Origin of the sequence: Halosegnis rubeus (assembly GCF_009184545.1) — an archaeon.
GTDB lineage: Archaea > Halobacteriota > Halobacteria > Halobacteriales > Haloarculaceae > Halosegnis > Halosegnis rubeus.
The window spans coordinates 359196-384399 of sequence record NZ_QJOW01000003.1; the positions used below are offsets into that span (position 1 = coordinate 359196).

The window sequence follows — 25204 nt, forward strand, 5'->3', positions numbered from 1 at the left end:
CGAACATGGGGCCGGAAGGGGGTTAAAAACGAAGCCGAGACGGATGAAAATACAGCGACGACGCCGGAACTACCCACCGGTGACCGGTGGGTAGTTCGCCGGATATCGGTCTCCGTCCGGGCAGGCGATGAGAGAACTGAAAACCCACGAGCAAACCGACTACGGCTGTGCGTCCCGCTCGACCTTCGGGAGCGTCAGCCGGAACACCGCCCCCTCGGGTTCGTTGTCGGTGACCCGAATCTCTCCGCCGTACCGTTCGACCAGCATGTTGACCAGATACAGCCCGATGCCGGTCCCGCTGCTGCCCAACCCTTTCTCGCCTTTGCCGAAGATTGTCTCCTTGTGTGCGTCGGCGACCCCGGGACCGTTGTCTGCAATGCTGACGACGACTTCCTCGGGCTGTTCGTCGACGGCGACGTACACTTCTGGCACCGGCTTGTCGTTGTGTTGGATGGCATTTTTGAGCAGATTCCGGAACACCGACGCCAGCATCTCGTCGGCCAGTACGGTCATCTCGTCGATTTTCCCGTCAACGAGGACGGCAGCGTCGGGGTAGGACGCCCGGACGTTGTCGATTTCCGCCGTTAGTAGCGGCCGCAGCCCCACCCGCTTTGGCTCTTCGGTCTCAGCGAACAACACGTTCGAGATGTCCGACGCGCTCTTGGTGAGTTCGACCGCGTGTTGTGCTCGTTCGCGGATGATTTCGACGTGTGATTCGTGCTCCTCGGGCACGTGCTCTGCGACCATCTCGGTGTATGCGGTCACCAACTGGAGGTCGTTTCGAATGTCGTGGCTGAGGACGCCGTTCAACACGTCGAGGGTGTCACGCTGGCGCTTGAGCCGCTCCTCGTACGCTCTCCGCTCGGAGATGTCCCGTGAGTACACGGAGAGGCCGTGTTCGTCGGCGAAGGCGCGTATCTCGACCCAGTAATCGAACGGCCCGGGGAGATACTGTTCGAACTCGGCCGGATTGCCGGTGTCCATCACCTCCCGATACCGAGCTTCGAGGTCGTCGGGAATCGCGTGGTCGAAGACCTCCCAGAGGTTCTCTCCGACTACCTCTTTTGACTCCCATCCGGTCCGGGCCGTCATCTGGTCGTTCCAGAACGTCACCTCCCAGTCGGTATCGACGGTGTACACTGCGTCGGTGGTTCGTTCGAGGAACCGGTACCGGTCTGAGATGTCGATGGCGGTGAACATCGCCCCAGTGACTTCGCCGTCGTCGTAGCGTGGTTCAGCCGCGGCCCGATAGCGATTTTGTCCCCACGGCTTGATGAAGGTGAACTCCCGTTCGACGCGGGACTCCGTGCCGATGGCGTCCTGCTTGATCTGCATCGTCGGTTTGGCCATCTCCTCCGAGAACAGTTCGGCGTCGGTCTTCCCGAGAATCTCCGACTCAGGCGGCTCTGGAGCCGAGTTGTGCACCCATGTGTGTCGGAGGTCGGTGTCGACGTAGGCACCGTTCATCCGTCCCGTCTCGAGCACCAGTTCAAGCAACTGACGCGTCTCCTCGTCGTCGCCCGGTAGTTCCGCCTCGTTCATTCCGGGAGTATTCTCACGCTCCGCACTTATCGGTTCACCAGAAACAGCCGATTACCCACCGTTTTCACGTGCTGGGTCGCGTCTCCATCACGGTTGGTGTCACCACCAACGCACACGCCCGACGTGTTGTCCCGACCGCGGGTACGGACGACCTGACCCTGATTTCCCGCCCCAGGGCCGACTCTGCCTCCCGTCTCCCGTCGATTCAACGCCCGTGGTGAACGACCGACTGCTCGATGTTTCGGCCCAGATACCGCTCAGCCTGTTCCAACAGCGCGGGGTTCGGATACGCCTCCGGCTGTGACTGTTGTATCTTCGCGACTGCGTACTCGAAGGAGGGATACACGCCCTCTGCGGTGAGCATCGTCGCCATGACGGTCACGCCCCGGGAGAGACCAGCCGAACAGTGGATGAGCAGCGACCCCTCCTCTCGGTAGCGCTCGCGCGCGAGTTCGACGGCCGCCTCGGACTGCTCGTACGAGATGGTCTGGTTATCCTGCAGCGGCTGATGGTCGGTCGTCAACGGCTGCGTGCTCTCACTGACCGTTAGCACGTGGTTGAACTCGCGGCCGTGACCTCCCTTCGCGGCGTGGACGTTGCCCAAGAACAGCTCCGGCTCGATTTCCGTGAGCGCCAGTCCCGCCCGTTCGTCCATATCGAGACGAGGGGTCTCATGCCCAAATGCTCGGCGGCAACCGTAGCCGTCTGTACGTACCCACCGCTGTGCGATAGCTTTTTTCCGGTAATAATGAGAAATAATTTAGTATCAACGCTCGATTGTGTGGGTATGAGTCTCGAAGACATCGCCGCCGGCGTGGCGGTGACGACCACCCAGTCCGAGCGCGGGGTCGCCGTCACTGACCGGACGGAGACGCCGCTGGTCGAGCGATTGGAGTCGGTCGCCGACGATCTGCCGTGTACGCCCGCAGCCGCTGCGACGCTCGTGGAGGCGTACGCCGACGGTGCGAGCGTCGGTGACGCCGCACGCGCCGCCAACGTCGCCTCCGTCACGGCGGCAAAGACTCTCCATCTGTTCGGCGAGGACACCTCGCCGCTCGGCCCGACCGGGCGAGACATCGTCCGCGATTGGCTCGACGCGAAGCTCTCGCGTACCGACGCCAAGGCCCTCACCCGGGCCGACGACGACGCGTTCGCGCTCGCGGTGTACGCTGAGACCCACGACACGCTGCCGGTCGCCGAAAGCGCCCTCGACGGTCTACTCGCCGTCGAGCACGCCGACCCGCTCTCGGACGCGCGCTCGGGGCTGACCGACCTCGGGTAGCTACCAGAGCAGTCCCTCGTTGGTCGGCTGGTCGACGGCGATACCGAAGCTGTGCTCGACGACCGCGGCCACCCCAGCGGTGAACGGCCCGCCCGCAGCGTCGGCGACCGGCGTCTCACCGGCGGGCGTCGCGTCGGTCGGCACGGTCACGTCGGCGACGGTCGATTCGTCCGTTCGGGTCGCGACGACGGCGTCCGCGCTCGCCCCGATGTCGGTCACGCGGTCGCGCATGCGCGACACCGTCTCGGTCCGGTCGCCCGGTGCGACGAGCGTCACGGCGTCGGCCGCGGTGACGGCGGCTATCGCCTCGTTCGACGCGACCGGCGGCACGTCCACGATGACGTACTCGGCGCGCTCGCGCGCCTCGTCCACCAGCCGTTCGAACGCCCGTGCCGCGTCCGGCGTCTTCGCCCGTGCCAGTCGCTCAAACGGCGCGCGTGCCGGCACGCAGACGACGGTGCCGTCGCCGGCCGTCTCCAGCTCGTACGCCGCCTCGCCGAGCGGTCGCTCTTCGGTCACCAGCGTCGTCACGTCCGTCGGAAGCCGCCCCGACAGATGCGTCGCCAGTCCCTGTGTCGCGAACGCGGCGTCGAGCACGACGACACCTGCACCCTCCGTCGAGAGCAGCGCCGCGCTTTCGAGGCAGAGTCGGGTGACTCCCGCCCCGCCTGCCGTTCCGACGAACGCAGCCACGTCTCCCATGTGTTCTTTTCTCTCCTCGAAAACTGAATATATTTACGACTCACTGCGCGGCCGTCGCCACGGGGGAACCGCGTTACGCGTTCGACTTGATCTCGCCCGCGATGGTGTCGAGGTCCTCCTCGCTCAGTTCCGGCGGGCTGCCGGCGACAGCGTGCACCGGTCGTCCGCCGTCGCCCTCGAATCGCGGGATGATGTGGCCGTGGACGTGGGGAATCTCCTGGCCGGCGGCGGGACCGTTGTTGAACGCGACGTTCGAGCCGTCCGCGCCGACGGTCCCCTCGACGACCGGGACGAGCCGGTGGAGCGTCTCGTACACCGCAGTCGCGGTCTCGTCGTCGAGGTCCTGTAGCTGTCTCGCGTGCGTCTTCGGGATGACGAGCGTGTGGCCCTCGGCCAACGGGTTCGCGTCGAGGAACGCGAGCGTCTCGTCGGTCTCGTAGACGGTGCGTGCGGGGATGTCGCCGTCGATGATCTGACAGAAGATGCAGTCGTCGCTCATACCGGCGGATGTCGCGGCTCGCTACTAAGCCTGCCGCCGACTGCAAGCGATAGCTTCTTTCGGGTCCTGTGTGTGGCCCACCCATGCCTCGTCGTCGCCGACTCCTGATGTGGTCACTGCTGGCAGCGGCGTTTTTGCTCGTCAACTTCCACCGGACGGCGACGGGCGTGTTGGCGTCGAGTCTCGCCGTCGCGTTCGACACCAGCGGCACCGAACTCGGCGTCCTCCACTCGTCGTTCTTCTACATCTACGCCGCGCTCCAGCTGCCGGCGGGCCTGCTCGTGGACCGGTACGGCTCCCGGCGGGCGGCGACGGTGAGTCTCGTCGTGATGACCGTCGGCGTCGGCTGGTTCGCGACCGCCGGCTCCTTTCCGGCGGCGTTTCTGGCCCGCGGACTCATCGGGCTCGGCGGGAGCACCATCTACATCGCGACGCTCGCCTTCCTCGCCTCGTGGTTCCGGCCCGACGCGTACGCGACGATGACCGGCCTGACGATTGCTGCCTCTGGAATCGGTGGCGTGCTCGCGACGACGCCGCTTGCGTACACCATCGACGCGGTGGGCTGGCGGTCGTCGATTCTCGCCGCGGGTGTCGTCGGCGGTCTGCTCGCGGGTGCGGTGTGGGCGGTCGTACGCGACAGCCCACCCTCCGAGGCGGTCGACCGCGACCCCCCGACGGCGAGTGCGGTGCTCGCGAACACCCGGACGGTGCTCGGCGAGGTGGAGACGTGGCTGATGGGCGCGCTGTTGTTCCTCGCCATCGGAATGAACTTCACCGTCCTCGGGCTGTGGGGCGTCCCGTTCGTCGCCGACGTGTACGAGGTGTCCGTCCAGACCGCCTCGCTGTTCGTCCTCGTGGGGAACGTCGGGACGATACTCGGCTCGCCCGTCTTCGGAGTGCTCTCCGACCGACTCGGTGCGCGCACGCCGCTGATGATTCTCGGGGGCGCGGCCGGCGTCGTGGTGTATCTCACCCTCGCGACGGTGCCGCCGCTCCCGGTCGTCGGGGTCGCGCTCTTTCTCGCGCTGTTCGCCAACGGCTCCGTGACGCTCGCGTTCACCGTCGCGAAGGAGCGACACGCGCCCGGCGTCAGCGGGACCGCGACGGGCGTCATCAACAGTCTCGGCTACTTCGGCGCGGCCGTCTTCCCGGCCGTGATGGGCGCAATCTTGGACGCCTACTGGACGGGCGAGACGGTCGGGGGCGCGCCCACCTACACCGTCGCCGGCTACCGGGTCGCGTTCCTTGTCGGCGCGGGCGCGGCGCTGCTCGCGATGCTCGTCGCCGTCGCCCTCCACTACCGAGTCAGCCGCGACCCTCGGGTCGCCTGACGGCCCGCCACGAACGCTTTACCGGTCGCGAACTCATTATCCGGTATGTCTGCCTCTCGGCTCGCTGCGGTCCGTATGAACGAGCGCGTCGTCGCGACCGTCGCCGTCCTGTCGTTGACCGTCGGCGCAATCGTGTTCGGGGAACTCGCATTTGTACTCGGTGACGTGGCGGCGGCGGCCGCCAATATTGAGCTCACGTCGCTCCGGACGACGCTGCTCTCGCTGGTCGCTCTCCAAGGTGTCGGCTTCATCGGCGGCGGGCTGGCGTATCTCTACTGGCGTGGCGCGCCGACCGTCCCGATTGCGTTCCCGTCGCTGAATCAGTGGGGACTCGTCCTCGTGGGCTGGGTCGGGATGCTCGCGGCGAACATCGTCACCGGTATCGCCACGCAACTGGCGAACATCCCGATGCCAAACAGCAGCGTCACAGACATCGCGCTCGGCAATCCGACGGTCATCATCGTCCTGTTCGTCGCCTCCTTCCTCATCATCGGTCCGGGTGAGGATTTCTTCTTCCGCGGCGTCGTGCAGGGGCGGCTCCGTGAGGTGTTCGGTCCGAAGGCTGCGATTGCGCTCGCGACCGTCATCTTCGGTCTCATCCACGCCACGAACTTCGTCGGCTCTCCGCCCGTCAGCATCGCCGCCACGGTCGGCCGGCTCATCGTCGTCTCGACGGTGCTCGGCGGGCTCTACGAGTACACCGACAACCTCGCCGTCCCGGTCGCGATTCACTCCGTCTACAACGCCACACTGTTCGGACTCTTGTACGTCGCTACCATCTACGGGGTCGAACCGGCGTTCGTGCTGGTGTAGGTTACAGAGATTCGAGGAGAAAGCCCACGACTTCAGTCGTGGGAGGATGTCAGAGCAGTTCCCGAAGCATACCGACGTACGACTCCCGCGTATGGTCGAGTCGCGACAGCCACACCGCCTGATAGCTCGGATGGAGCAACGGAATCACGGTTCCGTACGCCGTCTCCCGCGGTTCCAACACCGAATCGAGGAAGCCGTCGAGCGATTCGTCGGCGAGCGCGAACACCGACAGCGTCGCGTGTTTGCCTGTCGGCAAAATCACGTCGGGGCCGACCGAGCGGAGTTCACGCGCCAGCCACGACCGACAGTGCTCGCGCTCGTCGGCCGTCGGGTCGCGGTTCCCCTCGGGGTGACACTTGACCGCGTTCGTGTAGTAGGCCGGGTCGGCCCCCGCGTCTGCAATGAGCGCTCGCACCGCCCGCCCGGACGCGCGTGAGGTGTACGCTTTTCCCGTCAGATTCCCGCCCTGCCAGCGGTCGGCCTCGGGGTCGCCTGCCGCCGGCGCTTCACCCACGACTACGACCTCGGCGTCGGTCGGGCCGACGCCCCAGACGATGCGCTCGCGAGAGTCACACAGCGCCGGACACCGACGGCAGTCGTCGGCCAGTCGATTCGCCGGGCCGTCGGGGTACGACATCTCGCTCGGCTTCACGCCCTGCGTTTCGTGTGGAGGGCGCAAACCGTTCCCGGTTCGGCGACCCAGCGTTTCGTGTCCGACCCCGGCTCACCGATACCGCTCCCAGTCGTCGTTCACCAGCGCGACCAGCGCGGCGACGGCGATGAGGAAGCCGACGAGTCGCATCAGGTCTGGGAGCCCGCCCTGATGCAGGGCGACGCCCTGTTGAATCGAGGATAGTTGGAAGGCGATGACACCGAGCGCGAGCACGCCGGCGACGAGCCAGCGGCGAATCGACGCGAGCAGTTCGGCTTGGGAGGGCATACACGGAATTTGGGTGTGGAGAGCGAGAAGTAGCTACCGACTCAGCGGACGTGGTATTCTGTCGCTCTCAAAAAGACTATAACCGCGTACCGACCAGCGAGCGTATGACACTGGAAGAGACGCTCGCAGAGACGGCCCCGCTCGCGTTCGACGCGGTGCTCACGCTCGTGCTCACCGTCGTCGGACTGTCGGCGGAGTTGTCGGGACTCAACAGCCTCGGAGAGAGTACGGCGCTTGCACTCTGGTTCGCGGTGATGGGTGGGGTCACGCTGTACGGCGGGTTGGTTCTCGTCGGCCGCGACCGGCTGTTGCCGCGAGTGCGCGCGCTCTGACGGGGGCACCTGCGAGACCGATTCGTCTTTGTGGTCGCACCCGCCAGAGGTGGTATGGAACGATTCGCCCCGGTCTCCGAGCAGTACGACCCGGACGAGGTTGAGGAGTCGACCTTCGAGTACTGGGCGGAGACGGACGCCTACGAGCGAACCCGGAAACATCGCCGCGACGGTGAGGACTTCTTCTTCGTGGACGGGCCGCCGTACACCTCCGGTGCTGCCCACATGGGAACGACGTGGAACAAGACGCTGAAAGACGCCTACATCCGCTACAAACGAATGCAGGGGTACAACGTCACCGACCGCCCCGGCTACGACATGCACGGGCTTCCCATCGAGACGAAAGTCGAGAGCAAGCTCGGCTTCGAGAACAAGAAAGACATCGAGGAGTACGGGATGGAGGCGTTCATCGACGCCTGCCAGGAGTTCGCCGACGAGCAGCTCGAGGGACTCCAGGAGGACTTCAAGTCCTTCGGCGTCTGGATGGACTGGGACTCGCCGTACAAGACCGCCTCGACGGAGTACATGGAGGCGGTGTGGTGGGGGTTCCAGCAGGCCCACGAGCGCGGGCTGGTCGAGCGCGGCAAACGCTCCATCACGCAGTGTCCCCGGTGTGAGACGGCGATCGCGAAAAACGAGGTCGAGTACCATCAGGTCGAGGACCCCTCGATCTACGTGAACTTCCCCCTCGCGGAGCGCGAGGGGTCGCTCGTCGCGTGGACCACGACCCCGTGGACCGTGCCGGCGAACACCTTCATCGCCGTCGACGAGGACGTGACCTACGCGGCCGTCGAGGCGACGAAGGACGGCGAGACGGAGGTGCTGTACGTCGCCGAGGGCGTCGTCGAAGACGTTCTGAAGAAGGGTCGGTATCAGGAGTACGACGTGCTGGAGACGCTGCCGGGCGCGGAACTGCTCGGCTGGACGTACGACCACCCGCTCGCCGACGAGGTGGCGGAGTACCCCGACTTCGAGGGGAGCGGCGAGGTGTACCACGCCGACTACGTCGAGGTCGACCGCACGGGACTCGTCCACTCCGCGCCCGGTCACGGTCAGGAAGACTTCGAGCGCGGCGACGAACTCGGATTAGACGTGTACTGTCCGGTCGGCTCCGACGGCGTCTATGATTCGCGCGCCGGCGACTACGCCGGCCAGTTCGTCCGCGACGCCAACGACGATATCATCGCCGACCTCGACGCGAACGGCTACCTGCTCGCGAGCGAGACGTACACCCACGACTACGGACAGTGTTGGCGGTGTGACACGGACATCATCTTCCTCGCGACCGACCAGTGGTTCATCACCGTCACCGACGTGAAAGACGAGCTGCTCGACAACATCGACGACAGTCACTGGTACCCGCACGAGGCGCGAGAAGACCGGTTCAAGAACTTCGTCGAGGAATCGCCCGACTGGAACGTCTCCCGTCAGCGCTACTGGGGGACGCCCATCCCAATCTGGCTGCCCGAAGACTGGGACGGCGACATGGACGAGGCCGTCATCGTCGGCACGCGCGAGGAGCTGGCAGAGCGAGCCGACCAGGCGGTCGACCCCGCCGACATCGACCTCCACCGGCCAACCGTCGACGACATCACCATCACCGAAGACGGGACGACCTACGAGCGCGTTCCAGACGTGTTCGACGTGTGGATCGACTCGTCGGTCGCCTCGTGGGGGACGCTCGATTATCCGGGCAACAGCGAGGCGTTCGACCGGCTGTGGCCCGCCGACCTCATCATGGAGGCCCACGACCAGACGCGCGGGTGGTTCTGGTCGCAGCTGGGAATGGGTACTGCCGCTCTCGGTGAGGTACCGTACTCGGACGTGTTGATGCACGGCTACGCGAACATGCCCGACGGTCGCGGCATGTCGAAGTCGAAGAACATCACCGTCGAGCCGGGCGAGGTCATCGAGGAGTACGGCGCGGACCCGATGCGGCTGTTCCTCCTCTCGCGGAACCCGCAGGGCGAGGATATGCGCTTCTCGTGGGACGAGACCGAGAACATGCAGCGGGACCTGAACATCCTCTGGAACGTGTTCCGGTTCCCGCTCCCGTACATGCGGATGGACGAGTTCGACCCCGAGGCGGTCGAACTCGCCGACTGCGAACTGGAAGCAGTCGACGAGTGGCTGCTCTCGCGGCTCCAGACGACGGTCGAGGAGATGACCGCCGCGTGGGACAGCTACCGACAGGACGAGGCGCTCGACGTACTGTTGGAGTTCCTCGTGGAAGACGTGTCCCGGTTTTATATCCAGGTCGTCCGCGAGCGGATGTGGGCGGAAGCCGACTCCGACTCGAAGACCGCGGCGTACGCTACGTTCCACCACGTGCTCACGAAGACGGTGACGCTGTTCGCGCCGTTTGCGCCGCTCGTCGCCGAGCAGATCTACGGGACGCTCACCGGCGAGTCGGGTCACCCGACCGTCCACATGGAAGATTGGCCCGAGTTCGACGAGGCGTGGTACGAACCGCAGTTGGAGGCGGACATCGAGACCGTGCGCGCCGTGGAGGAGGCCGGCGCGAACGCCCGCCAACAGGCCGGCCGCAAGCTCCGCTGGCCCGCCACGCGAGTCGTCGTCGCGGCCGACGCCGACGGCGTCGCCGACAGCGTGGACCGCCAGCGCGCGCTCCTGCGCGAGCGGCTCAACGCCCGCGAAATCGAACTCGTCGAAGCGACCGAAGACTGGGACGAGCTCGCCTACGGTGCCCGCGCCGACATGTCGGTGCTCGGGCCGGCCTTCGGCGGCGACGCCGGCGAGGTGATGGACGCGCTCAACAGCGTCACCGTCGCCCGGAAAGATCTTGACGCGCTCGAGGCCGCGGTCGCCGAGGAACTCGGGCGCGAGGTCGAGTTGACACCGGAGATGGTCGAGTTCGTCACCGAGACGCCGGAAGGCATCGAGGGGACGGAGTTCCGCGTCGCCGGCGAGTCGGGCGGCGTCGTCTACGTCGACACCGAACTCACCGACGACATCGAGGCCGAGGGGTACGCCCGCGAGATCATCCGCCGTGTCCAGGAGGCCCGCAAGGACCTGGATCTCGATATCGACGCGGAGATCCATCTCGACATCGCGGTAGCGGACGACCGCATCGCCGACCTCGTGGTCGAGTACCACGACCTCGTGGCCGAGGAGACGCGCGCCACCCTCGCCGACGTGGACGAAGGCTTCCACGAGGCGTACGACATCGAGGGCGTCGAGGTGACCCTCGGCGTCACGCGAGCGAACTGACCCCCACATCCAAGCGTTCGGCGCGCGTTCGTGACGTATATCACGAGGCTCGCGGCTCGTCGTCGTCTTCGCGTTGCTGCTCGCCGTCGCCCCCGCAGTCGGTGCAGCAGTCGGTGCATCGCCCGCGGGCGACCGAACACGAGACGACACGATAACGCGGACGTTCACCGCCTCGCTGACGCCCGAGACGCCGGGCCAGGTCGAGATACGGATGGCGTTCGACCTCCCGCCGGACGTGTCGCAGGTGACGACCCGACTCCCTGACGGGACGACCGTGCGCGGGACGACCGGCTTCGAGCAGACGACGGACGGCTACCGCTCCACGACCGACTCACCGTCGATACGTTACGCGCTTCCCGTCAACCGGACGGGCACGCGCGGGCACGAGTACGCCGACACCGGCGTGTGGGCCATCGCGCCGACTCCCGGCGCGGGATTCTCCTACCAGTATCGCGGGAGCGCGCCGACCATCGAGACCAACTACGCAATCGACGGTCCCGGTGTCGTCGGCGAGACGATGCTGTATCTCGGCGAGCACACGACGTACGAGCGCACGACCGGCGAGACGCGATTCCGCCTCGTCGTGCCCGCCGCCAGCGAGACGCTCGCGAACCCCGAGACGATACTCGACACGCTGGGGGCTGGAGCCGATAATCTCGAACTCGGAGACGCTGCCGGCTCACACGTCGCCATCGCTGCGCCGACGAGCGTGCAGTGGGGACCGTCGGGGCTCGCTCGCGGTTCCGCCGACTTCTGGGTGCGCGCGGACCTCCCCGTCAACGCGGCGAACAACGTCTGGCTCCACGAGTACGTCCACACCCGCCAGCCGACGGACACCACCGCGGGGATGCGCTGGTCAATCGAGGGGGGCGCAGACTACTACGCCGCACTGGAGACGCTCCGACAGGACCGCATCGACTTTGCCGAGTTTCAGCAGTTCCTCGGCCGCGCGGCGAGATACGACGGGGCAGTCCTTGCGGAGCCGAACACGTGGTCAGACCTGTTTGTTCCGTACGTGAAAGGGCGGCTCGTCGCGGGCGAACTCGACCGACAGATTCGGGTCGCCTCCGACGGCTCCGCCACGCTCGCGACGGCGCTGAACAGCATCGACAGGCAGGTGTCGCTGTCGGCATTCTACGGCGCAATCGAATCGGCCGGCGACGCGACCGTCCGGGCGAACGCCGAACGGCTCATCGAGACGGCGTCGACGCCGCGAGCGTGGTCCGAATCCCAACATCGAGCGGCGTTCCAGCAGGGCGTCGAGACTCCGACTGCGACGGCTACAGCGACCCCGACGCCGCCGGCTACTGTGACAGCGACGCCGACCCAGACGCCGACCGAGACAGCGACTCGGACACGGACGCCGACGAGTACTGAGACCGCCACCGAGCCAGGGACGACGCGTTCGCCGGGCCAGCCCGGATTCGGTGGTGCAGTCGCTGTCGGCGCGGTCGTCGGCGCTGGTCTCCTCGCCCGCCGTCAGAAGTAGTCGGCCAGCGTGGGCGCGACGGAAACGGCACTCGCGGGCCGCTCGATGGTGTCGGTGCCCCAGACGCCGGCGACGCCGGCGTCGGCCAACTTCGAGCGCGCGTTCGCGGCAAACATCGGGTGGAGACAGGTGACGTACACCTCGCCCACGTTGCGCTCGTGGAGCTGGCCGACGGCCGCCGACATCGTGGAGCCGGTCGCGACGATATCGTCGACGAGCACGACCGTCCGACCCGCCGGCTCCGTCCCCGACGGCTCGACGGTCACGTCACCGGTGTCGTACGAACGCGTCTTCTCGAAGTAGTCAGTGCTCCCGTCGCCGTAGGCGTCACACACGGTTTCGGCCAGCCCGATTGCGCCCTCGTCCGGGGCGAGAAACAGCGGGTCGTCGAGGTCGGGTAGCGGCTCAGCGAGTCGGGGTGCGGCGTCGACAACGTCGAAGGGTACGTCGAAGAAGTCGCCGATAGCCGGCTCGTGTGGATTCACCGCGACGACGCGGTCCGTGCTCGCCGAGAGGGCGCGCGCGACCGCGCGCGCCGACACCGGCTCGCCGTCCCGGAACGACTTGTCCTGTCGCGCGTACCCCATGTACGGAAGAACGGTCACAACCTCGTCGAAAGCCTCCCGCGCGAGGTCCTGCAGTTGGAGCAGTTCGAGGTGTGCCTCGGCGGAAGTCGTTGCGGCGACGATGATAGCGAGGTCGCCGCCCGCCGCTGGCACCCGGAGCTTGAACTCCCCGTCGGCGAAATGTTCGGTCTCGACGACGGCGAGCGGTTCGTCCAGTTGGTCGGCGAGCGCGGCGGCGAGCGACTGTGAGGCCGACCCCGGCAGTATCATATCCGACCGTGCCGCCCGCTCGCTAACAAGTGTTGTTCTTCGACTCCCGTGTCTCGCTGTTTCGTTCGTTTGCTGCGACCGGTCCAGCGAGTGACAATATCTCGGAAGCTGCCTGAGCCGCCGTTACTCGGTTCGTGCGGTCGGGACGGCAAGCCGGTGCGCGCCGGGAAGCCCGAGGACGCGCGAGCGCCACCCGTCGCCGGCGTCCGCGAGGAAGGTCCCGTCGGTCGTGATGGCGTAGATACCGTCGGCGGTGAGTGCGGCGTCGGCCACCGCACCTGGGGCGTCGAGGTCGCGCCACTCGCCGTCGTCGTGGTCGAGCAAACTCCCCGAATCGGTGACGGCGAGCAGTCGGCTCTCGTACGTCGCGACCGCGCGGAAACTCCCCTCGCGAATCTGCTCCCAGTCGGGGCCCCGATACAGGCCGTCGGCTGTCGCGGCGTACTCGCCGGTCACGTCGCGCACCGAATCCAGTCCACGAGACTCGCCGCCGAAGCCGACGACGCCCGACTCGGTCGCGACGATACCGTCGCCGATGGCGGTCGCCCCCTCGATTTCTGCGAGGGTGGTCCACGCCTCGTCGTCGTAGCGCGCGAGTCGGCCGTCGCCGGCGGCCACGATACCATCGGCGAAGCCGACCACGTTCGCCCCCGCGAAGCCGAGCGCTTGGCTCCCGTCGTCGGTGAGCTGTCGGACCTCGTCGGTCGCAGCGACGACGCGGCCGTCGGCGGTCGCGACGTCCGTCGCCGACTCGCGCACAGCCAGTCCGAACTCCCCCACGAGGTCGCCCGAGACCGAGACGCGGGCAAGACCGGCATCGGTGGCGACGAAGGCGGGTCGGGCGGAGCCGCCGGCGTAGACGCGTTTCTCCTCCAGCGAGATGTCCTCGTCTGCGCTCATACTCGACCTGTCACCGCTGCCGACAAAGCCGTGTCTCTTCGGACCGATACCGACTTTGTCGCGCCCGCGAAAGCAGTCCCCATGAATGTCTTCGGGTCGAGTGGGGTTCGCGGCGTCGTCGGGGAAACCATCACGCCGGCGTTCGTCGGTCGCGTCGCCAAGGCCGCCGGCTCCACGCTCGGTGCCGAGACGGTCGCCGTTGCACGCGACACCCGCCGCACCGGGGGGATGCTCGCCGACGCCGCCGCCGGCGGACTGGCCGCCGTCGGCAGCGACGTACACCGACTCGGCGTCGCCCCCACGCCCGCTGCGCAGGCGTACGCCGAACGGGAGGGGGTTCCCGTCGTGATGATTACCGCGAGTCACAATCCACCCGCGTACAACGGCGTCAAGCTCATCGGCGGCGACGGCATCGAACTGTCGCGCGACGCGCTCGAGCGCATCGAGGATCGCCTGCTCTCGGACCGCTACGAGACGAAGCCGTGGAACGAGACGGGCGAGAGCGAGCGCGTCGAGAGCACTCGCCGCGCGTACGTCGACCAACTGCTCGCCGTCGCCGACCGCGAGCAGATAGCCGACGCCGACCTGACGGTCGCGCTCGACCCCGGTCACGGTGCCGGCGCGCTCACCTCTCCCGACTTCTTCCGCGAACTCGGCTGCCGGGTCGTCACGGTCAACGCCCAACCGGACGGCCACTTCCCCGGGCGCGACCCCGAACCGGTCGCTGAGAACCTGGATGACCTGGGTGCGCTCGTCCGGGCGACCGACGCCGATGTCGGAATCGCCCACGATGGTGACGCCGACCGCGCCATCTTCTATGATGAACACGGCGACTACATCGAAGGGGATGCCACGCTCGCCGCGCTCGCCGAGGCGCGACTCGACGCCGGCGACACCGCCGTCTCCGCGGTCAACGTCTCACAGCGGCTCGTCGACGTGACCAGTCGCGTGGACGCCGACCTCGAACTCACGCCTATCGGCTCGACGTACATCATCACCCGCATCCGCGAGCTCCAGAACGAGGGCGAACACGTCCCCGTCGCGGGCGAGGGGAACGGCGGGATTTTATTCCCGAACTACCGGCTCGCGCGCGACGGAGCCTACACCGCCGCCAGCTTCCTCGAACTGCTCGCCGACCAGTCGGCCAGCGAGGCGGTCGCGGACTACGGCGGCTACGTCAACGTCCGGCGCAACGTCGAGTACGACTCCGACGCCGAACGAGAGGCCCTGCTCGCGGCCGTCGAGAGCTACGCCGAGGCGGCCGACGCGGAGCCGACCACGACCGACGGCTACCGGCTCGACTACGGCGACGCGTGGGTGCTCGCGCGCCCTTCCGGAACGGAGCCGGTCGTCAGAATCTACGCCGAGGCGCGCGACCGCGACCGCGCAGAGTCGCTGGTCGGTGGCGTCCACGAGCGTCTGCGCGCCGCGCTCGAGTAGTCGACACGGCGGCTCCCGGCGAGGAAGGTTCGTGACGCGCCGACGGATTCACGGCTCGGGTGTCGCGTCGAGTGTCTCTTCGAGCGCCGCGCGCTCTGTCCGACACGCCTCCAACTGCGGTTCGACCTCGCCGGCTTGCAGGCGGTCGCGTTCCTCGTCGGTCAGCGTTTCGAGGGATTCAGCCGCCTCGCGGAGCCGTTCGTACTCGGTCTCGCTCGGAAGCGACCGTACCTCGCGCAACGCGGCCAGCGTCTCCTCGTCGGCAAACCGGTTGCAGACGGCGATGTACTCCTTGCACTCGTACTCCAGTTCGCCGGCCTCTGGCGGCGGGTACGCCACGGTCAGCGGCGAGGCGTCCAGATTCGCGAGATACGTCTGGTTCGTCGCCACGAACCGGTTCAAATCGCCCGGATTGTCGACGTAGTGGCCCAACTTCTCGGCGGAGTAGTCGGCGTACTCCAAGAGAGTCTTCACCGGCTCCTCGCCAACCGGGTCGGATTCGACGTACTCGCGCATCCGGGTCGGCGGGTCGCGAAACTCCACGAGCGGGTAGCTGTCGGCGCTCTCGATGACGCCGAACAGGTCACGAGCCGACGCCTCGCGCTTGAGTCGTTCGAAGTCGGCGAGGACGCCCTCGTTGTATCGTTCGATGGGGTCGCGCAACTGCTCGACGGGCGCACCGAGGTCTGCCTCGCCGAGTTCGAGCAGTCGCTCGGCCGTCTCGATTTCGTCGTCGAGCGCGTCGAGCCGGTCGCCGGCCTCGCGGCGCGTCTCGCGCAGCAGTTCCCCGGCCGCCTCCCACTCCACGAGCAGGTCGGCGTACTCGCGGGCGGGGTCGAGCGCCTCGCGGGCGTTCTCGAAGTCGCTCGCCGAGAGGCGGTTCACGTGGACGGCGTCGTCGGCCGCCTCGAACGCCTCGTAGGCCGGCATCGACTCGTCTAGCTCCTCGGTCGCCGAGGCGACGGCCTCCTGAAACTGGATGTACTCCTGGAAGCCGGAGCCGGTCGCTGACTCCTCGTTGTCCGCGAGCAACCGACGAAAGCGCCGGTACGCGCCGGTCGTCTGCCGGACGGCCGACTCTCCGCCCGCTTCCTCGACTGCCTCGCGCACGCGCTCGTACTCGTCTGCGGCCCGGCGGAGCGCGGCGCGCGCGCGTTCGGGGTCGGGGGCGTCGCTCATCCGTCGTCGTACACCTCGTCGGGGTCGAAGACACGCTCGCCGACCTCCGCTCCGTCGAGTGTACGGTGGAAACAGGACTCGAAGCCGGTGTGACAGGCTCCACCCTCCTGTTCGACCACGTACAACAGGGTGTCGGCGTCACAGTCGACGCGAATCTCTTCTATCGATTGGGTGTGGCCCGAACTCCCGCCCTTGTGCCAGAGTTCCTCTCGCGAGCGGGAGTAGTAGTGGGCGTCGCCCGTCTCGCGGGTGCGTTGAAGCGCTTCCTCGTTCACGTACGCGAGCATGAGGACGGTGCCGTCCTCGGCGGATTGGGCGACGGCGGGGACGAGCCCATCCTCGCCGAAATCGACCGTCACGGATTCGCTCATACCGCGAGTGGGTCAGCGCGCCGAATAGGTCTTTTCACCCGTGGCAACGTCTGACGAACGTTTATACGCGTGGAACAGGGAGTACCGACAACGATGGGCAACAAGAACAAGACCATCTCCTTCCGGGTCAACGAGGACGCGTTCGAGACCCTGCGTGAGATCGCCGAACAGCGCGACATCTCGCTGTCGGCGGTGTTTCGCGACTACGTCGAGACGCTCGTTGCCCACGACGGACAGGTAGAGGTCGTTCCCGAACACGAAATCGGCGACGCCGACGCCGACGAGGAGTCGTTCCCGCCGAAGGTCGAGGTGCCGAAGAGCTTCATCCGCGAACACGAGCGGCTGGAACTCGAAGCCGAACACTTGCGCGAACAGCTTGACGAGTACAAGCGGTACGTGACGAAGCTCTCCCAGCAGCTGGAAGATGACTCCGACGAGGAGGTCATCCAGCTGGAGGATCTAGACGGCGAACAGGAAGACGAACCGTCGTTCCGGCTCGGCTGAATTCTCCGACCTTCGATGGGTTGATATGCTCCACCCAAGTACCGATAGGTCCGGCGTCGTCCACGCCCGCCAGCGGCGCGAACCCCCCTCCTTCGAATGCAGATGTCGCCGACTGCGATCGCATCCGACCTCCACCGGAAGATTCGTCTGCCGTGCGTCAGACACGTCGCTGTCTGGCGATTTGTCGTCAGCGCTCCTCGATAGTGACGCGGCCACTCGTCGCGCTTCGGAGTCGGTCACGGAGGGCGAGGTTGTCGGCCACCGGCACCGACACCACGAACTGCACGTCCTCGCCGTAGTCGGCCTCGTACTCGACGCCCGCCGAGTCGAGGATGCCTTGGACGGTCCCGGAGTCGTCGTACGCGACCGTCGCGGCGAACTGTTCGTGCGGCTCGCGCTCCGTGGTGCCCGCCGCCTCGACTGCGTCTTTGACTGCCTGTCCGTAGGCGCTCACCAGGCCGCCGACCCCGAGGTTCGTCCCGCCGTAGTAGCGCGTCACGACGACGGCGACGTTCTCTAGCTCCTGTCCCTGTAAGACGTTCAGCGCCGGCTTGCCCGCGCTGCCGGAGGGTTCGCCGTCGTCGCTGCTGTACTCGCGAAACGGGTCGTCTCGGACCCGATAGGCGGGGACGTTGTGGGTCGCGTCGTCGTACTCACTCCGGACCTCCGCGATGAACGCCTCCGCGCTTTCGGCCGAGTCGACCGGCCGGACGTGACCGATGAACTCCGAGCCGCGGACCTCGAAGGAGGTCCGTGCCGCGCCCGCGACGGTGCGGTAGCTGTCCCGCTCGCCGTCCCCGCTCATTCGAGTTCGAGCTTCCGGACGAACTCCAGCGTCTGGAGGTCGGTCACCAGTTCGCCGGGGAGCGGTTCGTCGGTGACGACGTAGAGCTTCGGTTCGTCGGTGAACTCGGGGTCCTCGGAGATGGTCTGTCGGATGGAGATGTCGTGGTCGGCGATGGCGGTGGTGACGGCCGCGACGATGCCCGGCACCTCGGCGGTGTTCGGGTGGATGGTCAACACCGTCAACCCGAGCACCGGCGCGAGGTCCATCAGCGACGGAATCGCGGAGATGTTGCGGAAGACGCGTTCGAGTTCCGGGTCGTCGAGGATGGCGTCGGTCGTCGCGTCGACCACCCGGCGGTCGACGCCCACCTCTCGCGCCAGCCCGGTGTTGGGGATTTCGATGCCCCCCGAGACCACGCGCCCGTCGGCGTTGACGGAGAAGCCGCGTTCGAGCAGCAGTCGCACGACCGCCCGCTGGCCGGGCGAGTCGGCGAACTTCGCCATGATTTCGTCGAACATACCTGGGCGTTGTGGCCTCGGGGTTTGGCTGTTCCGCTCGTCTGGCTGTGGGTGGCTTTTTGACTTCTCTGGACGCTCTGGTGTTTACCCTCGGAAAGCTCCGGGCGTGTCGTCTGGTGATTGGTCTGTCGGGACCAATTCGAAAGCCCCGGGCGTGTCGCGGTCTTGCCGGCGGTTGTACCGCCGGCTGCCTGGGAGAGCGTCGCTCTCCCGCTGTCTCCGTGACATATCGGTCACTCGCTTCGCTCGTTCCCGATAGTGGTCACGGAACCGACCGGGTGAACGCGACACGCCCGCCCCTTCCAGCCCCACCCGACAACACCGCCCACACGCCTCCCCAGCCGACTCGTTCGTTTCACTCACTCGTCCACTGTCAGAGCAAGCTCTGACAAACCGTCGCTCGGTGCCCTCGCGACGACCTCGCGACGACGGGCGCGCACGAGGCGCGCCGGCTCACGCCACCGCACAGGCAACGGAGGCGATGGCCTACCGCACCGCGCCCGTGGCGCGTGTGCGGTCCGGGGAAGGGTTGGGAGAGCGGCCGGAGGCTGCGGGCCAGCGAGCGGGAGCGCAGCGACACGCGAGCGCGCGGTGCGGCCGCGGTGCGGTTTCCCCGATGCCAAGCAACGAGCGTGGTCGCGGTGCTGAAGCTGAATCTGCCAGTGGTGCTGTAGAAGCAAGCGTAGCTACAACATCCAGAATATCGACAACAGTCCGACACCCCACGCAGCAACGAATTAATACGAGGGCCAAACCCACGACGACCATGCGCGAGGTAGCCGGCTGTGACTTCTGTGGTGAACCGCCCACCGGGACGTTCGACGTACTCCCGGCAAAGTACGACCCCGACGGTGACGGGAAACGCATGGTCCTGTGTTCTCACTGTCGGGACGCCCTCGCCTCCATCCTCGACCCGCTGCTCGACGCGAAGACCGCCGCCGACGTGGAACCCGGCCGCGAGGACGTGACGACACGCACCGCCGAACCGTCCGACACCGCACTCGACGGCGACCCGGAGCCGACGGTCCCGGACGCCGAGGAAGGCGAGGAGACAGAAACGGAGGCAGTCGACGCCGAGACCAGCTGGGAAGAATCTGAGTCGGGAGCGTCGGACGCGACCGCCGAATCGACACGAACGGCCGTGCCGTCGGGCTACCGGAAGGTGGTCCGGTTCTTAGACGGGCGGGAACTCCCGATTCCGCGCGCCGACGCCGTCGAGATGGCCGCCGGAGCCTACGACCTCGCCGAGTCACAGGTCGAGGAGATTCTGGAGGAAGCAGACGCACGCGGGCGACTCCGGGTCGCAGACGACGAACTCCGGCGACCCTAGAGGGTCCCCTTCGTCGACGGCGTGTCCGTCCGGCGCTCGTCGTAGCGGGTGGCGTCGTCCAGCGCGCGTGCGACGGACTTGAACAGCGCCTCGGTCTCGTGGTGGGCGTTTCGCCCCTCGATGCCGGCGTGGAGGGTGACGTTCGCGTGCATGGCGAACGACTCCCAGAAGTGGCGGGCCATGTCGCTCGTGAACGCACCGATCTGTTCCTGTGAGAACTCGCCGTCCCACTCGAAGTAGGGGCGACCAGAGATGTCGAGCACAACGGAGCCGACGGCCTCATCGAGGGGAACGCGGCGGTCGGCGTAGCGGACGATGCCGCGCTTGTCACCGACGGCGTCGCCGAACGCCTCGCCGAGCGTGATTGCCACGTCCTCGACGGTGTGGTGGTCGTCGATATCCAAATCGCCGTCACACCGGACGGTCAGGTCGAACAGGCCGTGGGTGGCGAGGGCTCGGAGCATGTGGTCGAAGAAGCCGATGCCGGTGTCGATGGTGGCGTCGCCGTCGCCGTCGATAGCGACCGTCACCTCGATATCCGTCTCGCCGGTGGTGCGGGTGACCGCCGCCGTTCGCTCGCTCATACGCGACGTTCCGCGGGCGTCGGTATGACGGTTGTGGTGGACAGCGTCGGCGACTCTCACCGCCCTGCTGGCTAAGTGGATTGAGACACGGTGTGGTGGTATGTTACAGGCAGTCGTTCCTCGGGTGACGCGGCTGGCGGCGCGCACGACTCCCCGACTACTGGCGTCGTCCCCGTGACGGCTGCTGCGGCCAGCGGGCTCGTCTACGGCCTGCTTCGCGGGCGTCAGACCGACATCGCGTCTTCGAGCGTGAACTTTCCCTCGTAAAGCGCCGTCCCGACGACGACCGCCGCCGCGCCCACCTCGCGGAGCGTCCGGATGTCGTCGAGCGTCGCCACGCCGCCGGATGCGATGACCGGGATGTCGACCGCCTCGGTGACTGCCTCGATTGGCTCGCGGCGCACGCCAGTCAGTTGCCCCTCCACGTCTACGTCGGTGAAGAGTATCCCCGCCGCGCCTAACCCTTCGTAGCGACCGGCCGCCTCCGCGGGGTCGAGTCCCGTCTCCTCGGTCCAGCCGTCGACGACGACCTCGCCGTCCTTCGCGTCGAGGCTCACGATGACGCTGTCCGCGTACATCTCGGAGATGCGCGTGACGATGTCGGGGTCCTCGACGGCAGCGGTGCCGAGAATGACGCGGTCGACGCCCAGTGAGAGCAAGTCGCCGGCGTCCAAGGCGGTGCGAATCCCGCCGCCGACCTGCACCGGTACGTCGACTGCCTTGACGATGGCCTCGACCGCGTCGGCGTTGACGCGCTCACCCTCGAATGCTCCGTCGAGATCGACCAGGTGGAGACTCTCCGCGCCGGCGCCGACCCAGCGCTCGGCCGCCTCGACCGGGTCGCCGTACCGGGTGCCGGTGTCGCGTTCGCCACCGACCAGCTGGACCACCTCGCCGTCCTGCATGTCAACGGCGGGGACGACGGAGAAGGAATCGTACATATCCGGCGGTCGCTCGCTCGGGGGGTAAATCCGCCGGTTCGCTCGAACCCCGGAGATTAAACCCCGAGTTCGCGATACGATATGTATGCTATCGCCACTGCTTATTCTCGGCTTGGTCGTCGCGGCGTTCGTCGGTTTCAACATCGGTGGATCGTCGACGGGCGTCGCGTTCGGACCAGCGGTCGGCAGCGACATCATCGGAAAGGGCGGTGCGGCCGCGCTCATGACGGTCTTCGCCTTCGCCGGCGGCTGGTTTTCCGGTCGCAACGTCATCCAGACGATGGGCGGTGAAATCGTCCCGGCGAGCTACTTCACGCTGATCGCGAGTGTCGCTATCCTGCTGTTTGTCGGCTTGGCGCTGCTCATCTCGAATCTGTTCGGCGTCCCCGCCTCGACCTCGATGACCGCCGTCGGCGCAATCGCCGGGATGGGACTGGCAGAGCGGGCGCTCCAGTGGGCCGTGATGGGCCAGATCATGGTGTGGTGGCTCGTCGCTCCGCTGATCGGCTTCTGGGTGTGTACGATGATTGGCCGCTACTTCTACCCGTATCTGGACTCGTGGTTCGCACTGGAGGAAGCGACCGGGCTGAAGCGGATGATCACCCGGTTTCTCGTCGTCGCTATCGGCTGTTACATGGCTTACTCCGCGGGGGCCTCGAACGTCGCGAACGCGGTCGCTCCACTCGTCGCCGGCGGCACCGGCCAACTGACGGCGAGTCAGGGTGTCTTTCTCGCCGGGGGTGCAATCGCGGTCGGCGCGTTCACCATCGCCCGGCGAACCCTCGATACGGTCGGGACGGGGTTGACCGACCTGCCGCTGCTCGCCGCACTCATCGTCGAGACGGTGTCGGCGACGCTCATCACCTTCCTCTCCGAGCTGGGGATTCCAGCGTCGCTTGCCGTCTCTGCGACGATGTGTATCATCGGGCTTGGGTGGGGGCGTGCCACCCGGACGAGCCGGCTCGTCGACGTGGCGACGACGGCCATGGGCGGTAACACCACCGAGACGGTCCAGCCCGGCGTCGACTCGCTCAACACCGACGACGAGGAAATCCGACCAATCGGAGAAGAGGAAACCGAAGAGCTGTCGGCGAACGACCTGTTCGACCCGGCGGCGACGGGGCGGGTCATCACCCTCTGGCTGGCGACACCGACGCTCGCCGCGGTCGCGTCCTTCGTCGTGTTCGCGGTCGTCTTCCCGGTCGTGTTGGGCTGAGGGTCAGCGAAAAGGCGAGCTTTAACAATAGCCGGGTACAATATAACTGTTGATGCCAACTGTAGAATACCTCAACTACGAAGTGCTCGACGACCACGGCTGGTCGATGAACGACGACAACCTCTTCGAGGAAGCGGCTGACGCCGGTCTCGACGGGGAAGACTACGGCGAGCTTGAGGTGAACGAGGGCGAGTATATCCTCGAGGCGGCCGAGGCACAGGGCTACGACTGGCCCTTCTCGTGTCGCGCCGGTGCGTGTGCGAACTGCGCGTCGATCGCCGTCGAGGGCGACATCGATATGGACATGCAGCAGATCCTCTCGGACGAGGAGGTCGAAGAGAAGAACGTCCGACTCACCTGCATCGGCTCGCCCGCGACCGACGAGGTCAAAATCGTCTACAACGCGAAGCACCTCGATTACCTCCAGAACCGCGTCATCTAGATAACGGCGTATAACGCTCGTTAAACAGCCGCGGCCCCTTCGAGGGGTAGCGACAGTTCAGACCAGCCGTTTCCGGCCTGAAATCGCTCTCTCCGAACCGTTTTTGCTTGTAGCACCGACTGCGTTCAGAATCCGCGCTTTCCGCTTTCGTTCTGATCGCTTGCGGGACAGAATAGTCGTGTTGATAACACGTACCTCATACTGTCAGTCGGTGTGCTGACCTCCCGCCTTCTCTCGGACCCGTTCCGATGATTTTCGTTCAGCCACCTCCCTCAGACGACGCTGCGTTCGTGTTCTCGTTCGCCCCCACTGTCGCTGCACACGAACGGAAGCGACTCTCGGGACCAGCTAACCGGACAGGGTCTCAACGACGTCGTCAACTGTGAACAGTCTGAGATCGTCACGCTCCCCAGCCGCTTCCTCCACTGAGGATGCGAACCCGCTTCGGCTGAACAGTGCGTACTCGTAGTTCACGTCGCCGTCGGTCGGCGACCACTCGATTTCGGGTGCCTCCCGTTCGAGCTGGGCGAGAACGTCGTACCCTATCGGTTGTTGCTGGAACTTCGCTTCCCCGACCAGTAGCGTGTCGCCGTTGGTCGGGGCCACGATATCTATCTCGCGTCCGTCGGTGTCCCACCACCGACTCGGGGATTCCGTGAACGTGTACACGCCCCCGTACTCGTAGAGAACTGCTCGCTGGCAGAGTCGTTCGAACGACGAACTCACGAAGTCCGGAAGATGCGGTTCGACCAGTTCGTCGTACGCGTCCTCTCCGAACACTTCGTACCGAGACGAACGGCCGTGGACGAACCGGAACCAGAACGCGAACAGTTGGTCTCGGATTCGATACCGACTGTTTCGACTCCGGGACGGGTCAACCGTTACTGGGTGCTCCTGCTCGATTATCTGGAGTTCCCGTAGGCGAGAGAGGTAGTAACTCGCGCTGTTGGCGTTGATGCTCGCTGCCTGGATGATCTCGTTTCGCTTGTGGTTCCCCTCTGCCATCGCTTTCAGAACGGCAAAATAGCGGTCCACTTCGTCCAGCTCTCGGTACAGGACGTCCTCGGGCTCCTCGTGGAGGCTGCCATCACGGAGCAGCAGGGTCCCCGTGATGTTTCCTTGGAGTGACTGCGTGTCGTCCACAGCCCGGAGGTACTCCGGTGTCCCCCCGAACACGCCGTATGCGATAACCTGTTCGGCTGGCGCGTAGTTCGGGAAGAACTCCATGGCGGCAGCAAACGGTAGCGGGCCGATTTCGAGTTTCCCGTTCGGGCGTTTCGATATCCGACCGTACAGCGGTGAACTCCCGTCGAGTGCGATTTTGTGTATCATCCCGATTGCCGAGCCGGTCAACACGAAGGTCGCGGACGTATCAGCGACTTCGTGATCCCAGATTCGCTGAATGAGGGAGGGGAGCGCTTCGTTTTCGTCTACGAGATACGGGAACTCGTCGATGATTACGGTCGCATTCTGTTCAGCGAGGAACGTGAGAACGTTCTCCCAGTCTTTTCGAATCCGGTTTACCCCCGGGAACACCGTTGCGGCATCACCGATGAAGGAATCGAGCTGTTGCTCCGTCGTCCCGTGTGCAGCCTGATGGTACACCGCGTCGTCACGGTCTTCGATGGATTTGACGACGAGGGCCGTCTTCCCCATCCGGCGACGTCCGTAGACGACGCCCAACGCCGCGGACCCACTCTCGTATAACTCGTGGAGTCTGTCGAGTTCCTGTTCCCGGTTTACGAATGTGGGCATGCCTCCACCTTCGACTCGCCAGCACATAAAACGTACAGTTAGCGTAGTCTGAACTATCGTAGTTCAAACTACGGTAGTTGAGGCAACAGCATCTCGAATACGCAAGTACGGTAGTGAACTACCCCACCCTACTCAGCCACTGTTGTGGCTTCGTTGAGGGTGGGGCTTCCTGTTTCGATGACGCGCTTTGCAGACACCGAAGTGGTGTCCGTAGGGAGCGCAGTCTCCACAGGCGTGGAT

Annotated in this window: 26 protein-coding genes and 1 pseudogene; 11 read left to right on the plus strand and 16 right to left on the minus strand. The window is 66.2% G+C overall.

The features are described from left to right. Positions 1-159: 159 nt before the first annotated feature. Both DMP03_RS09460 and DMP03_RS09465 read right to left on the minus strand, forming a co-directional pair. Positions 160-1542, minus strand: coding sequence for a PAS domain-containing sensor histidine kinase (locus DMP03_RS09460; RefSeq protein ID WP_152120430.1), 1383 nt, complete (start codon positions 1540-1542; stop codon positions 160-162). 205 nt (positions 1543-1747) lie between these two features. Continuing rightward, a complete protein-coding gene (locus DMP03_RS09465) occupies positions 1748-2197 on the minus strand; it encodes a protein-tyrosine phosphatase family protein (RefSeq protein ID WP_152120431.1) in 450 nt (149 codons plus the stop codon). Positions 2198-2329: 132 nt separating this feature from the next. Here DMP03_RS09465 and DMP03_RS09470 point away from each other — a divergent pair, with 132 nt between their 5' ends. Further along, positions 2330-2824, plus strand: a complete 495-nt coding sequence (locus tag DMP03_RS09470; protein WP_152120432.1) for a DUF7858 family protein — start codon at positions 2330-2332, stop codon at positions 2822-2824. Here DMP03_RS09470 and DMP03_RS09475 read toward each other — a convergent pair whose 3' ends face one another. Next, positions 2825-3526 (minus strand): ParA family protein, encoded by a 702-nt coding sequence (locus tag DMP03_RS09475; RefSeq protein ID WP_152120433.1) that lies wholly within the window; start codon positions 3524-3526, stop codon positions 2825-2827. 73 nt (positions 3527-3599) lie between these two features. Beyond that, positions 3600-4025 (minus strand): HIT family protein, encoded by a 426-nt coding sequence (locus DMP03_RS09480; protein ID WP_152120434.1) that lies wholly within the window; start codon positions 4023-4025, stop codon positions 3600-3602. 83 nt (positions 4026-4108) lie between these two features. Here DMP03_RS09480 and DMP03_RS09485 point away from each other — a divergent pair, with 83 nt between their 5' ends. Both DMP03_RS09485 and DMP03_RS09490 read left to right on the plus strand, forming a co-directional pair. Continuing rightward, on the plus strand, positions 4109-5356 hold the full coding sequence (locus DMP03_RS09485; protein ID WP_152120435.1) for an MFS transporter: 1248 nt from the start codon (positions 4109-4111) through the stop codon (positions 5354-5356). A gap of 45 nt (positions 5357-5401) precedes the next feature. Continuing rightward, complete coding sequence (locus tag DMP03_RS09490; RefSeq protein ID WP_152120436.1) at positions 5402-6169, plus strand: CPBP family intramembrane glutamic endopeptidase; 768 nt, start codon at positions 5402-5404, stop codon at positions 6167-6169. A 49-nt stretch (positions 6170-6218) separates the two neighbouring features. Here the strand turns inward: DMP03_RS09490 and DMP03_RS09495 are convergent, their stop codons facing one another. Together DMP03_RS09495 and DMP03_RS09500 are read right to left on the minus strand one after the other, a co-directional pair. Further along, a complete protein-coding gene (locus tag DMP03_RS09495) occupies positions 6219-6821 on the minus strand; it encodes a uracil-DNA glycosylase (RefSeq protein WP_394349311.1) in 603 nt (200 codons plus the stop codon). Between the two features lie 72 nt (positions 6822-6893). Then, complete coding sequence (locus DMP03_RS09500; RefSeq protein WP_152120437.1) at positions 6894-7109, minus strand: hypothetical protein; 216 nt, start codon at positions 7107-7109, stop codon at positions 6894-6896. 104 nt (positions 7110-7213) lie between these two features. Between DMP03_RS09500 and DMP03_RS09505 the strand changes: the two genes are divergently transcribed. The 3 genes from DMP03_RS09505 to DMP03_RS14780 all read left to right on the plus strand — a co-directional run bounded on the left by DMP03_RS09505 (position 7214) and on the right by DMP03_RS14780 (position 12161). After that, complete coding sequence (locus DMP03_RS09505) at positions 7214-7441, plus strand: hypothetical protein (RefSeq protein ID WP_152120438.1); 228 nt, start codon at positions 7214-7216, stop codon at positions 7439-7441. A gap of 54 nt (positions 7442-7495) precedes the next feature. Then, positions 7496-10672 carry an isoleucine--tRNA ligase gene (gene ileS / locus DMP03_RS09510; RefSeq protein ID WP_152120439.1) on the plus strand — a complete coding sequence of 1059 codons (3177 nt, stop codon included), beginning with the start codon at positions 7496-7498 and terminating at the stop codon, positions 10670-10672. 73 nt (positions 10673-10745) lie between these two features. Further along, complete coding sequence (locus tag DMP03_RS14780) at positions 10746-12161, plus strand: PGF-CTERM sorting domain-containing protein (protein WP_152120440.1); 1416 nt, start codon at positions 10746-10748, stop codon at positions 12159-12161. Here the strand turns inward: DMP03_RS14780 and prs are convergent. Together prs and DMP03_RS09525 are read right to left on the minus strand one after the other, a co-directional pair. Then, positions 12152-12997, minus strand: a complete 846-nt coding sequence (gene prs, locus DMP03_RS09520; RefSeq protein ID WP_152120441.1) for a ribose-phosphate diphosphokinase — start codon at positions 12995-12997, stop codon at positions 12152-12154. The genes DMP03_RS14780 and prs overlap by 10 nt on opposite strands. Positions 12998-13120: 123 nt before the next feature. Beyond that, positions 13121-13897, minus strand: a complete 777-nt coding sequence (locus tag DMP03_RS09525) for an HVO_0234 family beta-propeller protein (protein WP_152120442.1) — start codon at positions 13895-13897, stop codon at positions 13121-13123. 81 nt (positions 13898-13978) lie between these two features. Between DMP03_RS09525 and glmM the strand changes: the two genes are divergently transcribed. Further along, positions 13979-15337 carry a phosphoglucosamine mutase gene (gene glmM, locus DMP03_RS09530; RefSeq protein WP_152120443.1) on the plus strand — a complete coding sequence of 453 codons (1359 nt, stop codon included), beginning with the start codon at positions 13979-13981 and terminating at the stop codon, positions 15335-15337. A 48-nt stretch (positions 15338-15385) separates the two neighbouring features. Here glmM and DMP03_RS09535 read toward each other — a convergent pair whose 3' ends face one another. Continuing rightward, positions 15386-16516 carry a DUF7118 family protein gene (locus DMP03_RS09535; RefSeq protein ID WP_152120444.1) on the minus strand — a complete coding sequence of 377 codons (1131 nt, stop codon included), beginning with the start codon at positions 16514-16516 and terminating at the stop codon, positions 15386-15388. Then, positions 16513-16887 (minus strand): phosphoribosyl-AMP cyclohydrolase, encoded by a 375-nt coding sequence (gene hisI, locus DMP03_RS09540; RefSeq protein WP_152120445.1) that lies wholly within the window; start codon positions 16885-16887, stop codon positions 16513-16515. The genes DMP03_RS09535 and hisI overlap by 4 nt, the downstream gene beginning before the upstream one ends. 93 nt (positions 16888-16980) lie before the next feature. On the opposite strand from hisI, the gene DMP03_RS09545 reads away from it, so the two are divergent. After that, positions 16981-17391, plus strand: a complete 411-nt coding sequence (locus tag DMP03_RS09545; RefSeq protein WP_152120446.1) for a ribbon-helix-helix protein, CopG family — start codon at positions 16981-16983, stop codon at positions 17389-17391. Positions 17392-17578: 187 nt separating this feature from the next. Here DMP03_RS09545 and DMP03_RS09550 read toward each other — a convergent pair whose 3' ends face one another. Beyond that, complete coding sequence (locus tag DMP03_RS09550) at positions 17579-18196, minus strand: IMPACT family protein (protein ID WP_152120447.1); 618 nt, start codon at positions 18194-18196, stop codon at positions 17579-17581. Then, the gene (locus tag DMP03_RS09555; RefSeq protein ID WP_152120448.1) at positions 18193-18696 is read right to left on the minus strand and encodes an amino acid-binding protein; all 504 of its coding nucleotides are present in this window, start codon (positions 18694-18696) and stop codon (positions 18193-18195) included. The genes DMP03_RS09550 and DMP03_RS09555 overlap by 4 nt, the downstream gene beginning before the upstream one ends. A 766-nt stretch (positions 18697-19462) precedes the next feature. Between DMP03_RS09555 and DMP03_RS09560 the strand changes: the two genes are divergently transcribed. Further along, a complete protein-coding gene (locus tag DMP03_RS09560) occupies positions 19463-20026 on the plus strand; it encodes a hypothetical protein (RefSeq protein WP_152120449.1) in 564 nt (187 codons plus the stop codon). On the opposite strand, the gene hisB is transcribed toward DMP03_RS09560, so the two are convergent. Together hisB and hisA are read right to left on the minus strand one after the other, a co-directional pair. Then, the gene (gene hisB, locus DMP03_RS09565; RefSeq protein WP_152120450.1) at positions 20023-20610 is read right to left on the minus strand and encodes an imidazoleglycerol-phosphate dehydratase HisB; all 588 of its coding nucleotides are present in this window, start codon (positions 20608-20610) and stop codon (positions 20023-20025) included. The genes DMP03_RS09560 and hisB overlap by 4 nt on opposite strands. A gap of 224 nt (positions 20611-20834) precedes the next feature. Continuing rightward, positions 20835-21551 carry a 1-(5-phosphoribosyl)-5-[(5-phosphoribosylamino)methylideneamino]imidazole-4-carboxamide isomerase gene (gene hisA, locus DMP03_RS09570; protein WP_152120451.1) on the minus strand — a complete coding sequence of 239 codons (717 nt, stop codon included), beginning with the start codon at positions 21549-21551 and terminating at the stop codon, positions 20835-20837. A gap of 85 nt (positions 21552-21636) precedes the next feature. Between hisA and DMP03_RS09575 the strand changes: the two genes are divergently transcribed. Together DMP03_RS09575 and fer are read left to right on the plus strand one after the other, a co-directional pair. Continuing rightward, complete coding sequence (locus tag DMP03_RS09575) at positions 21637-22767, plus strand: inorganic phosphate transporter (RefSeq protein ID WP_152120452.1); 1131 nt, start codon at positions 21637-21639, stop codon at positions 22765-22767. 52 nt (positions 22768-22819) lie between these two features. Next, complete coding sequence (gene fer, locus DMP03_RS09580; RefSeq protein ID WP_152120453.1) at positions 22820-23209, plus strand: ferredoxin Fer; 390 nt, start codon at positions 22820-22822, stop codon at positions 23207-23209. Positions 23210-23557: 348 nt separating this feature from the next. Here fer and DMP03_RS09585 read toward each other — a convergent pair whose 3' ends face one another. Further along, the gene (locus tag DMP03_RS09585) at positions 23558-24964 is read right to left on the minus strand and encodes an ATP-binding protein (protein ID WP_152120454.1); all 1407 of its coding nucleotides are present in this window, start codon (positions 24962-24964) and stop codon (positions 23558-23560) included. A 128-nt stretch (positions 24965-25092) separates the two neighbouring features. After that, positions 25093-25204, minus strand: a pseudogene (locus DMP03_RS14930) (RNA-guided endonuclease InsQ/TnpB family protein); the annotation flags it as partial.

What these genes read in the sequence shown, in the direction of transcription:
- DMP03_RS09490 (WP_152120436.1), top strand. Translation starts at nt 5,402, where the DNA reads ATGTCTGCCTCTCGGCTCGCTGCGGTCCGTATGAACGAGCGCGTCGTC.
- DMP03_RS09550 (WP_152120447.1), bottom strand. Translation starts at nt 18,196, where the DNA reads ATGAGCGGGGACGGCGAGCGGGACAGCTACCGCACCGTCGCGGGCGCG.
- DMP03_RS09460 (WP_152120430.1), bottom strand. Translation starts at nt 1,542, where the DNA reads ATGAACGAGGCGGAACTACCGGGCGACGACGAGGAGACGCGTCAGTTG.
- DMP03_RS09505 (WP_152120438.1), top strand. Translation starts at nt 7,214, where the DNA reads ATGACACTGGAAGAGACGCTCGCAGAGACGGCCCCGCTCGCGTTCGAC.
- DMP03_RS09585 (WP_152120454.1), bottom strand. Translation starts at nt 24,964, where the DNA reads ATGCCCACATTCGTAAACCGGGAACAGGAACTCGACAGACTCCACGAG.
- DMP03_RS09465 (WP_152120431.1), bottom strand. Translation starts at nt 2,197, where the DNA reads ATGGACGAACGGGCGGGACTGGCGCTCACGGAAATCGAGCCGGAGCTG.
- DMP03_RS09480 (WP_152120434.1), bottom strand. Translation starts at nt 4,025, where the DNA reads ATGAGCGACGACTGCATCTTCTGTCAGATCATCGACGGCGACATCCCC.
- DMP03_RS09485 (WP_152120435.1), top strand. Translation starts at nt 4,109, where the DNA reads ATGCCTCGTCGTCGCCGACTCCTGATGTGGTCACTGCTGGCAGCGGCG.
- hisI (WP_152120445.1), bottom strand. Translation starts at nt 16,887, where the DNA reads ATGAGCGAATCCGTGACGGTCGATTTCGGCGAGGATGGGCTCGTCCCC.
- DMP03_RS09535 (WP_152120444.1), bottom strand. Translation starts at nt 16,516, where the DNA reads ATGAGCGACGCCCCCGACCCCGAACGCGCGCGCGCCGCGCTCCGCCGG.
- glmM (WP_152120443.1), top strand. Translation starts at nt 13,979, where the DNA reads ATGAATGTCTTCGGGTCGAGTGGGGTTCGCGGCGTCGTCGGGGAAACC.
- DMP03_RS09470 (WP_152120432.1), top strand. Translation starts at nt 2,330, where the DNA reads ATGAGTCTCGAAGACATCGCCGCCGGCGTGGCGGTGACGACCACCCAG.
- ileS (WP_152120439.1), top strand. Translation starts at nt 7,496, where the DNA reads ATGGAACGATTCGCCCCGGTCTCCGAGCAGTACGACCCGGACGAGGTT.
- fer (WP_152120453.1), top strand. Translation starts at nt 22,820, where the DNA reads ATGCCAACTGTAGAATACCTCAACTACGAAGTGCTCGACGACCACGGC.
- DMP03_RS09555 (WP_152120448.1), bottom strand. Translation starts at nt 18,696, where the DNA reads ATGTTCGACGAAATCATGGCGAAGTTCGCCGACTCGCCCGGCCAGCGG.
- DMP03_RS09560 (WP_152120449.1), top strand. Translation starts at nt 19,463, where the DNA reads ATGCGCGAGGTAGCCGGCTGTGACTTCTGTGGTGAACCGCCCACCGGG.
- DMP03_RS09575 (WP_152120452.1), top strand. Translation starts at nt 21,637, where the DNA reads ATGCTATCGCCACTGCTTATTCTCGGCTTGGTCGTCGCGGCGTTCGTC.
- DMP03_RS09525 (WP_152120442.1), bottom strand. Translation starts at nt 13,897, where the DNA reads ATGAGCGCAGACGAGGACATCTCGCTGGAGGAGAAACGCGTCTACGCC.
- hisA (WP_152120451.1), bottom strand. Translation starts at nt 21,551, where the DNA reads ATGTACGATTCCTTCTCCGTCGTCCCCGCCGTTGACATGCAGGACGGC.
- DMP03_RS09545 (WP_152120446.1), top strand. Translation starts at nt 16,981, where the DNA reads ATGGGCAACAAGAACAAGACCATCTCCTTCCGGGTCAACGAGGACGCG.
- hisB (WP_152120450.1), bottom strand. Translation starts at nt 20,610, where the DNA reads ATGAGCGAGCGAACGGCGGCGGTCACCCGCACCACCGGCGAGACGGAT.
- DMP03_RS09475 (WP_152120433.1), bottom strand. Translation starts at nt 3,526, where the DNA reads ATGGGAGACGTGGCTGCGTTCGTCGGAACGGCAGGCGGGGCGGGAGTC.
- DMP03_RS09500 (WP_152120437.1), bottom strand. Translation starts at nt 7,109, where the DNA reads ATGCCCTCCCAAGCCGAACTGCTCGCGTCGATTCGCCGCTGGCTCGTC.
- prs (WP_152120441.1), bottom strand. Translation starts at nt 12,997, where the DNA reads ATGATACTGCCGGGGTCGGCCTCACAGTCGCTCGCCGCCGCGCTCGCC.